This is a genomic window from Streptomyces sudanensis (assembly GCF_023614315.1).
GTDB lineage: Bacteria > Actinomycetota > Actinomycetes > Streptomycetales > Streptomycetaceae > Streptomyces > Streptomyces sudanensis.
Genome location: NZ_CP095474.1, coordinates 3,057,770 through 3,070,365, shown reverse-complemented (window position 1 = coordinate 3,070,365; position 12,596 = coordinate 3,057,770). Strand labels below are relative to the sequence as shown.

9 protein-coding genes and 2 pseudogenes are annotated in these 12,596 nt (G+C 73.2%); 4 read left to right on the top strand and 7 right to left on the bottom strand.

Features of this window, described 5'->3' with window-relative positions:
• Positions 1-161: 161 nt before the first annotated feature.
• A pseudogene (locus MW084_RS14250) lies at positions 162-1,052 on the top strand (alpha/beta fold hydrolase); the annotation flags it as partial.
• A 215-nt stretch (positions 1,053-1,267) separates the two neighbouring features.
• Positions 1,268-1,867, top strand: coding sequence for an RNA 2'-phosphotransferase (locus MW084_RS14245; RefSeq protein WP_010467883.1), 600 nt, complete (start codon positions 1,268-1,270; stop codon positions 1,865-1,867).
• A 288-nt stretch (positions 1,868-2,155) separates the two neighbouring features.
• On the opposite strand, the gene MW084_RS14240 is transcribed toward MW084_RS14245, so the two are convergent.
• Both MW084_RS14240 and MW084_RS14235 read right to left on the bottom strand, forming a co-directional pair.
• Positions 2,156-2,557: a hypothetical protein gene (locus tag MW084_RS14240; protein ID WP_010467882.1), complete on the bottom strand. Its 402-nt coding sequence runs from the start codon at positions 2,555-2,557 to the stop codon at positions 2,156-2,158.
• The gene (locus tag MW084_RS14235) at positions 2,554-2,802 is read right to left on the bottom strand and encodes a type II toxin-antitoxin system CcdA family antitoxin (RefSeq protein WP_029553223.1); all 249 of its coding nucleotides are present in this window, start codon (positions 2,800-2,802) and stop codon (positions 2,554-2,556) included. The genes MW084_RS14240 and MW084_RS14235 overlap by 4 nt, the downstream gene beginning before the upstream one ends.
• Positions 2,803-3,033: 231 nt before the next feature.
• On the opposite strand from MW084_RS14235, the gene MW084_RS14230 reads away from it, so the two are divergent.
• Complete coding sequence (locus MW084_RS14230; RefSeq protein ID WP_010467880.1) at positions 3,034-3,930, top strand: LLM class flavin-dependent oxidoreductase; 897 nt, start codon at positions 3,034-3,036, stop codon at positions 3,928-3,930.
• A gap of 111 nt (positions 3,931-4,041) precedes the next feature.
• Positions 4,042-4,899: a Cof-type HAD-IIB family hydrolase gene (locus MW084_RS14225; RefSeq protein ID WP_010467879.1), complete on the top strand. Its 858-nt coding sequence runs from the start codon at positions 4,042-4,044 to the stop codon at positions 4,897-4,899.
• A 48-nt stretch (positions 4,900-4,947) separates the two neighbouring features.
• Here MW084_RS14225 and cydC read toward each other — a convergent pair.
• The 5 genes and pseudogenes from cydC to hisC all read right to left on the bottom strand — a co-directional run.
• A pseudogene (gene cydC / locus MW084_RS14220) lies at positions 4,948-6,865 on the bottom strand (thiol reductant ABC exporter subunit CydC); the annotation flags it as partial.
• Positions 6,866-6,873: 8 nt separating this feature from the next.
• Positions 6,874-8,535 (bottom strand): thiol reductant ABC exporter subunit CydD (gene cydD, locus MW084_RS14215; protein ID WP_420833741.1); only part of this gene is annotated, 1,662 nt, incomplete at its 3' end.
• A 16-nt stretch (positions 8,536-8,551) separates the two neighbouring features.
• On the bottom strand, positions 8,552-9,547 hold the full coding sequence (gene cydB, locus MW084_RS14210) for a cytochrome d ubiquinol oxidase subunit II (RefSeq protein ID WP_010467877.1): 996 nt from the start codon (positions 9,545-9,547) through the stop codon (positions 8,552-8,554).
• A gap of 16 nt (positions 9,548-9,563) precedes the next feature.
• Positions 9,564-11,069: a cytochrome ubiquinol oxidase subunit I gene (locus MW084_RS14205; protein WP_010467876.1), complete on the bottom strand. Its 1,506-nt coding sequence runs from the start codon at positions 11,067-11,069 to the stop codon at positions 9,564-9,566.
• Between the two features lie 389 nt (positions 11,070-11,458).
• Positions 11,459-12,541, bottom strand: a complete 1,083-nt coding sequence (gene hisC / locus MW084_RS14200; protein ID WP_029553221.1) for a histidinol-phosphate transaminase — start codon at positions 12,539-12,541, stop codon at positions 11,459-11,461.
• Between the last annotated feature and the right edge of the window lie 55 nt (positions 12,542-12,596).

Sequence of the window (12,596 nt, the reverse complement as noted above, 5' to 3'; positions counted from 1 at the left end):
CCGTCCGACTCCAGGAGGACCCGCCCGTACGGGAGGGCCGGCCCCCTCCGGGTCCTTCGCGGGCCGTTCGCGCATCCCCGCCGCCGTCGCCGGGCACGGTCATGTCCGTCGGGCAGGACGGAGGCGGGCCGCACGCGGGCCCGCGGGACGGAGGTGGCGGCATGGGGCCGCTCGAAGGCGCCCGGGAGCGCCGGGTCCGCACGGGCGGGGTCGAGCTGTGCGTCGCCGAACTGGGCGACCCGGACCGCCCCGCCGTGGTCCTGGTGCACGGCTACCCGGACTCCAAGGAGGTGTGGTCGAAGGTCGCCGCGCGGCTGGCCGGACGGTTCCACGTGGTCCTGTACGACGTCCGGGGGCACGGCCGGTCGACGGCGCCGGAGCCGCTGCGCGGGGGTTTCACCCTGGAGAGGCTGACGGACGACTTCCTGGCGGTCGCGGACGCGGTCGCCCCCGGCCGCCCGGTCCACCTGGTGGGGCACGACTGGGGTTCGGTGCAGGGCTGGGAGTTCGCCACGGCCGGGCGCACCAGGGGCCGGGTCGCCTCCTTCACCTCGGTGTCGGGACCCTCCCTGGACCACCTCGGCCACTGGATCGGGGAGCGGGTGGGGCGGCCGACGCCGCGCCGCGCGGCCCAGGTGCTGGGGCAGTGCGCCAGGTCCTGGTACGTGTGCCTGCTGCACGTGCCGGCGCTGCCGGAGCTGGTCGGCCGGCTTCCGGGCGTGCCGCGGCGGACGGGGAGGGCGTCCGCGGAGGGCTACCCGACCGGGTCGCTGCCGTCGGACGCGGCACACGGCGCGTGGCTGTACCGGGACAACGTCCGCCCCCGGACGCGGCGGCCCCGCCCGGACGCGTACGCGCACGTGCCGGTGCAGCTCGTCGTGCCGACCGGTGACGTGTTCCTGTCGGAGCGGCTCTACGACGACCTGGACCGGTGGGCACCGCGGCTGGTGCGGCGCACGCTGCGGGCGGGGCACTGGGTGCCGCGCACCCACCCGGACCGGTTGGCCGCGTGGATCGCCGAGTTCGTCGCGGAGCACGAGGGGGAGGGTGCGGGGGGCCGCCGGTGAGGGGGTGGCCGGACGGCGGGGCACGGGCGGCGGAACGGCCGGTTCCGCAGGAGGCGGAGCGGCTCCGGCACCACCGGGGAGCAGGCAGGTTGTCCACAGAATCGCCAACAAACCTGTGGATAAGCAGAGTTGGTTGTGGACCAAACCTGCTTCGCGGTTTTTCTGTGGCAGAACGGCGTGATCCCTGCCACGCTGCCGCCATGGACGCACGACGCACCGTGAAGGTGTCGAAGTACCTCGCACGGCATCTGCGCCACCAGCCCGAGCGGATCGGCCTCGTCCTCGACCGGCAGGGCTGGGTCGCCGTCGACGACCTGCTGCGGGCCCTGGCCCGGCACGGCATGCCGCTCAGCCGCGCCGAGCTGGAGCACGTCGTCGCGGTGAACGACAAGCGGCGCTTCGCCATCGACGGCGACCGCATCCGGGCGAACCAGGGCCACACCGTCGACGTGGACCTCGGCCTGCCGCCCGCCGTTCCGCCCGCGCACCTCCACCACGGCACCGTCGCCGCCCGCCTGGACGCGATATGGGCCGAGGGCCTGCGCCCCATGGGCCGCCGCCACGTCCACCTCTCGACCGACCCGGAGACCGCCGCCCGGGTCGGGGCCCGGCGGGGCCGGCCGGTCGTCCTCACCGTGGACGCGACCGCCATGCACGGCGACGGTCTCGTCTTCCGCGTCAGCGCCAACGGCGTCTGGCTCACCGACGCCGTCCCTCCGCGCTACCTGCGGTTCTCCGGGTGGGCGGCGGCCTCCATCGCGCCCCCGTGTGCCTCCAGGTCCACGAGAGAGGTCTCGTAACGATCGCCCCATGAGCGGCGGACATCGACCAGACCCTGCCGTTCCGCGACAACGAGCTCGTCCACTCGAAAGCGAAGATCCTCGCCGAGGACGTCGAGCACTCGTTCACGCGCCGGGTCTGCCGCGTGATGCGAAGACTGCCTGCCGTCAGCTGCGGCCCACCGGTCGACCACTCCGGAGAAGCCCCGGACATCCGGGCTTCCGAGGTGGTCCTGCCGGCTTGACCACCATGCGGCGAAGGCCCCGGTCAGCTGGTGTCGATCCGGAACTCCAGCCGGCAGCAGGGGATCAGAGCGCGATGAGCCGGACACGACCACCGCACAGCTTGGCCATGTCGTCGATGTCCGAGGTGAGCATGGCCGCCGGGCCCGGCCGGCGGAGCGCGAGCTCGGCGACGGTGGCGTCGATCGCGTACTCGTGGCCGTGCAGGCCGGCCTCTTTCAGCAGGCTGGCGGCGGCTCTGGCCGCCTGCTCGGTCACCGCTTCCACCTTGACCTGGGAGAGCACCCAGTCCAGTCGGGCGGTGTTCACCCGGGCGTGCACGACTTCCGTGATGGTGTTGGCACAGACCACGAGATCGGCGGCCATCGAGTGGAAGGACCGGATCATCGCGAGCACGGCCCGGTCCCGTGAGACCCAGGCGGACAGTCCTCGGGAATCCAGCACGACGGTCTCGATGCGGTGGTTCACGCGGCGCTCGCCGACTCCTCGTGTTCGGCCGTGCCGAAGATCCTGGCCCGGGCCGCGGCCAGCTCCTCGTCGGTGAACGCGCCGTGCTCGTCCTCGTAGCGGCGCAGCTCCTCACCGAGAAGGTGGTGCCTGATCTGGCGGGCAACCGCCTCCGCGACGTAGCCGGAGACGTTGTCCGTGAGCCTCTTCAGCTCCGCCACCTGCGCCGTGGGCAGAGTGACCGTGATGCGGGTCGTATCAGCCATGAAGCCAGCATGCTGCGGTATGCGCCTCATCCGCCGGGCCTCTCCCCGTACGAGCTCAGCGCCGTGCCGCGGTGCGTGCGCAGCAGGTCCCGGTGCTGTCTGCGGCCCCGCCCCACGTGCCCACGGCGCCGCGGCAGCCGCCTCCGCCGCGACCCCGGGGCGGCACGGCCGGCCCTCCGCACGGCCACCGGCGCGTCCGCGGCGGCGGGAGGTCCGACGTATCGTCGGGGCATGCGTCTGAGCACGGTGATCCTCCCCGTCCACCGGTGGGCGGAAGGACAGAAGATCTGGCAGCGGGCCGAGGACCTCGGGTTCCACGCCGCGTACACGTACGACCACCTGTCCTGGCGGTCCTTCCGGGACGGACCGTGGTTCGGCGCCGTGCCGACGCTGGCCGCGGCGGCGACGGTGACGCGGAACATGCGCCTGGGCACCCTCGTCACCTCGCCGAACTTCCGCCACCCGGTCACGCTCGCCAAGGAGGTGATCTCGCTCGACGACGTCTCCGGCGGCCGGATCACCCTCGGCATCGGCGCGGGCGGCAGCGGCTTCGACGCGACGGCGCTCGGCCAGGAGGCATGGACGCCGCGGGAGCGGGCGGACCGGTTCGCCGAGTTCGTGGCGCTGCTCGACCGGCTCCTCACCGAGGGCGCCGTCACCCACCAGGGCAGTCACTACTCGGCGGTCGAGGCGCGCAACGTGCCGGGGTGCCTCCAGCGGCCCCGGTTGCCGTTCGCCGTGGCGGCGACCGGTCCGCGCGGGATGCGGCTCGCCGCCCGGTACGGCCAGGCGTGGGTCACCACCGGGGACCCGAAGCTGGCCGAGACGGGCACGCCCCGGCAGTCCCGCGCGGCGCTCCGCGAGCAGCTGGACAAACTGGGCAAGGCGTGCGCCGAGGTCGGCCGGGACGCCACGGAACCGGACAGGATCCTGCTGACCGGTTTCACCCCGGAGGGGAACGGCATCCTGGAGTCCGTGGACGCCTTCGTGGACTTCGCCGGACACCACGCGGAGCTGGGCTTCGACGAGATCGTGGTGCACGCGCCCGTACCCGACTCGATCTTCGCCGCCGACGAGGCCGTCTTCGAGCGGATCGCCCTCGAAGGGGCGGCGCAGCTGAACCGCTGACCCGGTGCCCGGCCGACCCGCCGCCGCGCCCGGCGCGGGCGCGCGGCTCGAATGTGCGGTGCTCCGCACGTCCGTGCGCCGGAGGAGCGGTGTGTCCGGGACAATGGGCATGTGACCTCACCGACCGTTTCCCCCAGCCGTCCGACGTCGAGGCGGCGCCCCCGGCTGATCGCCACCGATCTCGACGGAACGCTCCTGCGTGACGACAAGTCCGTGTCGGACCGGACGGTCGCGGCACTCGCCGCCGCCGAGGAGGCCGGGATCGAGGTCTTCTTCGTCACCGGGCGGCCCGCCCGCTGGATGGACGTGGTCAGCGAGCACGTCCACGGCCACGGCCTGGCGATCTGCTCCAACGGCGCGGCCGTCGTCGACCTCCACGCCGGGCGGAGGATCATCGAGGTGCGGGAACTGGAGCGGCACATCGCGCACCGCGTCGTCGAGGCCCTGCACCGGGAGACCCCCGGCGCGGCCTTCGCCCTGGAGTTCACCGACGGCATCCGCCACGAGCCGGACTATCCGCCCCTCCACCTGGACGCCGCCGTCACGGTCGGCCCCGCCGAGAAGCTGCTCCACGAGGACGTGCCCGGCACCGGGGCGCCGCTGCTGAAACTGCTGGCCCTCCACCGCGAACTCACACCCGACGGCTTTCTCGCCCTGGCCCGTACGGCCGCCGGGCACCACGCCACGATCACGCGCTCCAGCCCCACCGCCCTGCTGGAGGTGAGCGGCCTCGGCGTCTCCAAGGCCAGCACGCTCGCGCTGTGCTGCGCCGAGCGCGGCATCTCGGCCGACGAGGTCGTGGCCTTCGGCGACATGCCCAACGACATCGAGATGCTCACCTGGGCGGGGCGGTCCTACGCCATGGGCAACGCCCATCCGGACGTCGTCGCCGTCGCCTCCGGACGGACCGCCGCCAACGAGGAGGACGGCGTCGCCGCCGTCATCGAGGCCATCCTCGCCGACGACTGAGGCGCCGGACCGCCGGGCGCGGCACCGGGCGCCGGCCCGGGGCGGGCGTCACCGCCCGCTCCGGGACGGCACGGACGGATCCACCGGTGCGAGGCGCGGGTCCGTCGCGCGTTCCCGCTCCCGCATCCGCCGCAGGGGTCCCTCGGCGGCGGCCAGCTCCCGGTAGGGGCCCCGCTGCACGACCCGGCCGCCCGACAGGACCACGACCTCGTCGACGGCTTCGAGCCCGTGCGACCGGTGCGTGATGAGGACCGTGGCACGGCCGCGCGTCGCCCGCAGCAGGTCCTCGGTGAGCGCGTCGGCCGTGGCCGGGTCGAGGTGCTCGGCGGGTTCGTCGAGGACGAGGACCGGGAAGTCCGCGAGGAGCGCACGGGCCAGGGCGAGCCGCTGCCGCTGCCCTCCGGAGAGCCGGGCGCCGTGCTCGCCGACCGGCGTGTCCAGGCCGTCCGGCAGCGCGTCGACCCAGTCCAGGAGCCGCGCTTCCGCCAGCGCCCCGCGCAGTTCACCGTCGCTCGCACCGGTCCTGGCCAGCCGCAGGTTCTCGCGGACGGTGCTGTCGAAGAGGTGGGCGTCCTGGGCGCACAGCCCGACGAACCGGCGTACGTCGTCCCCGTCGAGCGCCGTCGCGTCGGCACCACCGAGGCGGTACGTACCGGCCCCGACCTCCACGAAACGCAGCAGGACCTGGGCCAGCGTCGTCTTGCCGGCCCCGGACGCCCCGACCACGGCGACCCGCCGCCCCGCCTCCAGGCGCAGGTCGAGCGAGACGAGGGCGTCCCGGTCCTGCCCGGGGTGGCGGGCCGAGACCCCGCGCAGCTCCAGGGGGAACGGGCTGTCCGGCGCCGGCGCGGGCCGCTCCGGTTCCGTCACGGGAACGGGCGCGTCGAGCACCTCGAAGACACGCTCGGCACTGCGCCGCACCCGCCCGCGGTACCGCACCGCCGACGGCATCCCGGCCACGGCCTCGAACGCGGCCAGCGGGGTGAGGACGACGACCGCCAGGGCCACCCCGTCGAGCCGCCCGTCCCGCACCGCCTGGACCCCGGCCAGCGCGGCCGCCGTCACGGTCAGCCCGGTGACCAGCGCGGTGAGACCGCCGTCGAGCGCCGACGCGGCGGACTGGCGTGCGGCGATCCGGGTGAGCTCGCCGTCCGCCTCCCGGGCCCGTCCCATGCGGTCGCGCAGCGCGCCGGCCACCGTCAGTTCGGCGCACCCGCGCAGCAGGTCGGCCACCCGGCCGGCGAGGACGCCGCGGGCGGGGGCGAGCCGCTGCTCGGCGCGGCGGGCGACGGCACCGCCGAGCACCGGGACGACGGCGCCCGCGACGAGCAGGCCGACCGCGAGGACGGCACCCGCCTCGGGCAGCAGCCACGCCGTGAACCCCGCGGCACCGGCACCGACCAGCAGCGCCGTCCCGGCGGGCAGCAGCCAGCGGAGCCAGTAGTCCTGGAGGGCGTCCACGTCGGAGACCAGCCGCGACAGCAGGTCGCCGCGGCGGGTGCGGCGCAGCCCTGCCGGCGCGACGCGCTCCAGGCGCCGGTAGGCGGCCACCCGGAGGTCGGCCAGCATGCGCAGTACGGCGTCGTGCGACACGAGCCGTTCGGCGTACCGGAACACCGCCCGGCCGATGCCGAAGGCCCGGGTCGCGGTGACGGCCACCATCAGGTGGAGGACCGGCGGCTGCTGCGAGGCCCGCGAGATCAGCCAGCCGGACACGGCCATGAGCCCGACGGCCGAGGCGAGGGCGAGGGCGCCGAGCAGCAGCGCCAGCGCGAGGCGGCCCCGCAGTTCGCCCGCCATCGCCCGGACCCGGGAAAGGGCGCGCCGCCCCGGTCCCGGGACGGGCCCGGTGTCCCCCGGGCGGGCGGCCCGGCCGCCGTACAGGCCGCCGACGGCCCCGAAGGCGTCGTCGACCATGCCGGTGCCCGCGTCGGCCACCGGCGGCGCGCCCGCCCCCGCCCCGCTCNCCGCCGNGCCCGCGCCGCTCCCCGCCGCTCCCGGACGCAGCGCGACCACCCGGTCCGCCACGGCGAGCAGCGCGGGCCGGTGCACGACCAGGAGCACCGTCCGGCCGGCGGCGAGCCGGCGCACCGCCTCCACGACGGCTTCCTCGGTCGCGCCGTCCAGCGCGGCGGTCGGCTCGTCGAGGAGCACCACGGGCCGGTCCGCGAGGAACGCCCGCGCCAGGGCGAGCCGCTGCCGCTGCCCGGCCGACAGCCCGGCGCCGTCCTCGCCGAGCACCGTGCCGATGCCGTCCGCCAGGTCGGCGACGAAGTCGGCGCCGGCCTCCCGCAGCGCGGCCCGCACGGCGTCGTCATCCGCACCGGGCCTGGCCAGGCGCACGTTCTCGGCGATCGTCCCGGCGAACAGGTACGGCCGCTGCGGCACCCAGGCCACCCGCTCCCGCCACCGCTCCGGGTCCAGCGCCGCGACGTCCACGCCTCCGGCCCGCACGGTCCCCTCGTCGGGAGCGGTGAAGCCCAGCACCACGTTCAGCAGCGTGGACTTGCCGACGCCGCTCGGCCCGACCAGGGCCACCGTCTCACCCGGCTCGACCACGAACGACGCCCGGTCCGGCGACGGCTCGGCGCGGCCCGCATGCCGCACGGTCACCGCGTCCAGCTCGATCCGCACCGGCCCCTCGGGCAGCACCTCCGTCCCGGCCCGCCGCACCGGCGCCTCCAGGACCGCGAAGACCTCCTCGGCCGCCGCCAGCCCCTCCGCCGCGGCGTGGTACTGCGTACCGACCTGGCGCAGCGGCAGGTACGCCTCGGGCGCGAGGACGAGGATCACCAGGCCGGTGTAGAGGTCGAGGGTGCCGTGGACGAGGCGCATGCCGACGCCGACGGCCACCAGCGCCACCGACAGCGTCGACAGCAGTTCCAGCGCGAACGACGACAGGAAGGCGATCCGCAGGGTGCGGAGCGTCGCCTGCCGGTACTGCTCGGTGATGGAGCGGATCGACTCGGCCTGCGCCTTCGCCCGGCCGAACACCTTCAGGGTCGGCAGCCCGGCCACCACGTCGAGGAAGTGGCCCGCCAACCGGGACAACAGCCTCCACTGCCGGTCCATGCGCGCCTGCGTGGCCCAGCCGATGAGAATCATGAAGAGCGGGATCAGCGGCAGCGTCACCACGATGACGGCGGCCGACACCCAGTCCTCGGTGACGATGCGCGCGAGGACGGCCACCGGGACGACGACGGCGAGGCCGAGCTGGGGGAGGTAGCGGGCGAAGTAGTCGTCCAGCGCGTCCACGCCCCGTGTGGCCAGCGCCACCAGGGACCCGGTCCGCTGACCGCTCAGCCAGCCGGGCCCGAGGGCGGCGGCCCGCCCCAGCAGCCGGCCGCGCAGCTCGGACTTGACCGCCGCACCGGCGCGGTGGGCCGCCAGTTCGGTCAGCCAGGCCACCAGTCCCCGGCCCACGGCGACCGCGGCGAGCAGGAGGAGCGCGGGAGTCAGGTCGTCGACGGCCGCGCCGCCCTGGAAGGCGCCGACGACGATCTCGGCGACGAGCATCGCCTGGGCGATCACCAGCACCGCCCCGACCAGGCCGAGGAGGACCAGCGCCAGCAGGAGGAAGCGGGTGGCCCGGGCGTACCGGAGCAGTCGCGGGTCGATGGGTTTCACGTGAAACATCCCCTGCCGGTGGTGCCTAGTCGGCGATGTGCTGCACGCCGATGCGCTTGCGGAACACCCAGTAGGTCCAGCCCTGGTACAGGAGGACGAGCGGGGTGGCGACCGCGGCGCACCAGGTCATGATCTTCAGGGTGTACGGGCTGGAGGAGGCGTTGTCCACGGTCAGGCTCCAGTCCGGGTTGAGCGAGGACGGCATGACATTCGGGAAGAGCGTCAGGAACAGCATGGCGACCGCCGCGGCGATGGCGATGCCGGACAGCGCAAAGGACCATCCCTCGCGCCCCGCCCTGACGGCCCCGACCGCACCGGCGAGCGCGGCCACGGCGGTGGTCATCGCGACCAGGCTCGTACCGTCGCCGCGCGCCGCCTGCGTCCAGGTGAGGAAGGCCACGGCGGCGACGGCGGCGACCAGGCCCACGGCCCACGCCAGCTTCCTGGCCCGCGCCCGGATGTCACCGACGGTCTTCAGTGCGGTGAACACCGCCCCGTGGAAGGTGAAGAGGGTCAGGGTGACCAGCCCGCCGAGCAGGGCGTACGGGTTGAGCAGGTCGAAGAGGGTGCCGACATACTCCTTCGACGCGTCGATCTCGACACCCCGCACGATGTTGCCGAAGGCCACACCCCACAGCACGGAGGGGACGAGGGAGGTCCAGAAGATGGCCCGCTCCCAGTTGTGCTGCCAGCGGTGCTCGGGCCGCTTGGCCCGGTACTCGAAGGCGACGCCCCGCACGATCAGGCAGAGCAGGATGACGAGGAGCGGCAGGTAGAAGCCGGAGAAGAGGGTGGCGTACCAGTCCGGGAAGGCCGCGAAGGTGGCGCCGCCGGCGGTGAGCAGCCAGACCTCGTTGCCGTCCCAGACGGGGCCGATGGTGTTGATGAGGACCCGCTTCTCGGGCCGATCGCGGGCGAGCAGCCTGGTGAGGATGCCGACGCCGAAGTCGAAGCCCTCCAGGAAGAAGTAGCCGGTCCACAGGACGGCTATGAGGACGAACCAGACGGTGTGGAGTTCCATGCCTCGCTCCCCTTCCTCAGTACGAGAAGGCCATGGGGCGGTCGGCGTCACGGTCGTGGCCGCCGATCCTGGTGGGCGGGTCGAGGTCGGCTGCGGTGAGCTCCGGGGGACCGGCCTTGACGTACTTCACGAGCAGCCGGACCTCGATCACCGCGAGCGCCGCGTAGAGCAGGGTGAAGGCGATCATCGAAGTCAGGACCTCGGCCTGGGAGGTGCCGGGGGAGACCGCGTCGCGGGTGCGGAACACGCCGTACACGGCCCAGGGCTGGCGGCCCATCTCGGTGAAGATCCAGCCCCAGGAGCTCGCTATCAGGGGGAAGGCCAGCGTCCACAGGGCGGTGAGCCAGTACATCCTGGTCAGCCGGTGGGAGAGGGGCTTTTTGAAGAGGACGAGGTGGGGCACGTCGTCCTCGCCGACGCGCAGGGCCCGCGGCAGGAGGAACCTCCTGCGGGTCAGCCAGAGTCCCAGCAGGCCGAGCCCGAAGGAGGCCATGCCGAAGCCGATCATCCAGCGGAACGACCAGTAGGCGACGGGGATGTTGGGCCGGTAGTCGCCGGGCCCGTGCTTCTCCTGCTCGGCCGCGTTGGTGTCGTTGATGCCGGGCACGTACGAGGAGAGGTCCCCGTTGGCCAGGAACGACAGCACTCCCGGGATCTCGACGGCGACCTTGTTGTGGCCCTCGTCGACGTCGCCGTAGGCGAAGACGGAGAACGGGGCGGGGGCCTCGCCGTTCCACAGCGCCTCGGCGGCGGCCATCTTCATGGGCTGCTGCTTGAACATCACCTTGCCGAGCAGGTCGCCGCTGATCGCGGTCAGCAGTCCCGCGACCACCACGGTGACCAGGCCCAGGCGCAGTGAGGTCTTCATCACCGGGACGTGCTTCCGGCGGGCCAGGTGGAGGGCGGCGATGCCGACCATGAACGCGCCGCCCGTCAGGAAGGCCGCGGTCATGGTGTGGAAGACCTGGGTGAGGGTGGTGTTCTGGCTCAGCACGGCCCAGAAGTCGGTCAGCTCGGCGCGCCCCGACTCCTGGTCGATCCGGTAACCGACCGGGTGCTGCATCCAGGAGTTGGCGGCCAGGATGAAGTAGGCGGAGAGGACGGTGCCCGCCGACACCATCCATATGCAGGCGAGGTGGACGCGCTTCGGCAGCTTGTCCCAGCCGAAGATCCACAGGCCGATGAAGGTCGACTCGAAGAAGAACGCGATCAGCGCCTCGAAGGCGAGTGGTGCGCCGAAGACGTCACCGACGAATCGTGAGTAGTCCGACCAGTTCATCCCGAACTGGAACTCCTGCACGATGCCGGTGACCACACCCATCGCGATGTTGATCAGGAAGAGCTTTCCCCAGAACCGGGTGGCCCGGAGGTACTTCTCCTTGTCGGTGCGCACCCACGCGGTCTGGAGACCGGCGGTGAGCGCGGCGAGCGAGATGGTCAGGGGGACGAAGAGGAAGTGGTAGACGGTGGTGATGCCGAACTGCCACCGCGCCAGCGTCTCCGGCGCCAGAGCCAGATCCACGACGATCTTCTCCTTACGGCTCGGCCTGCGGTCTCTCGACCCTGCGGCCTTTCGGTCCGTTCGCCGATTCCGGTCGATCCCCGGAGGAACCCGGCGAGCTTGTGAATGCGTTCACATTCACAAATAGTATGACCCACCCGGAAACCGAACCTCGACCCGGGGTCCCCTTCCCCGGAATCCGCACGCTCCGCACCGGACCGGGCACACCGGATCAGGCCCCTCGGCCCGCCGGACGTACGGGCGCAAGCGCGCGAGGACCCCCGTGAGCCGAGTGCTCACGGGGGTCCCGGTCCGTTCCGCCGCCCGCGCCGGGCCCGGCCGTCAGGGCTTTCGGCCCGCAGGGCCCGACCGCCCGCCCCGACCGGTGCCCCGGCGCCGATCCGTGCCGGTCAGAACCTCTCCTTGCGGAACTCCTCGGCCACCCGCAGGAAGATGTCGTTCCCCTCGGTCTCGCCGATGGTGACCCGGACGCCGTCGGACGGGAACGGCCGCACGACCACTCCCGCCTCCTCGCAGGCGGCGGCGAAGTCGAGGGAGAGCTCGCCGAGCGGCAGCCACACGAAGTTGGCCTGCGTCACCGGAAGCTGCCATCCCTGGGCCGCCAGCGCCTCGGCCACCCGCGCACGCTCGCACACCAGCGAACCGACCCGGCCCTGCAGCTCGTCCTCGGCGCGCAGGGAGGCCACCGCCGCGTCCTGCGCGACCTGCGAGACACCGAACGGGACGGCCGTCTTCCGCAGGGCGGCCGCCACCGGCTCGTGGGCGATCGCGAACCCGATGCGCATTCCGGCGAGGCCGTACGCCTTGGAGAAGGTCCGCAGCACCGCCACGTTCGGCCGGCTCCGGTACAGCTCGATGCCGTTGGGCACCTCCTCGTCCCGGATGAACTCGATGTACGCCTCGTCGATCACGACCAGGACGTCCGACGGCACCCGGTCCAGGAACCGCTCCAGTTCGGCCCGGTGCACCACCGTTCCGGTGGGGTTGTTGGGATTGCAGACGAAGATCAGGCGCGTCCGCTCGGTGATCGCGTCGGCCATCGCCTCCAGGTCGTGTACGCACCCTTCGGTGAGGGGGACCATGACCGGCGTGGCCCCCGCGATCTGCGTGATGATGGGGTACGCCTCGAAGGACCGCCAGGCGAATATCACCTCGTCACCCGGGCCCGCCGTGGACTGGACCAGCGACTGGGCGATCCCGACGGAGCCCGTACCGGTCGCCAGGTGCGTCACCGGCACCCCGAAGCGCTCGGACAGCTCGTTCATCAGGACCGTGCACGCCATGTCCGGGTAGCGGTTGAGGTTCGCCGCCGCGGCCAGCGCCTTCTCCATGACGCCCGGGAGCGGCGGGTACGGGTTCTCGTTGGAGGACAGCTTGTAGGCAACGCGGCCCTCGGCGGCGGCCGGCTTCCCCGGCTTGTAGGTGGGGATGTTGTCCAGCACAGCGCGCAGCTTGGGACTTCTCTCGCTCACTGTGGTCCTCCTCGACCGTGTGTGCACCATGGATACTGCACACCTTATGAGGATT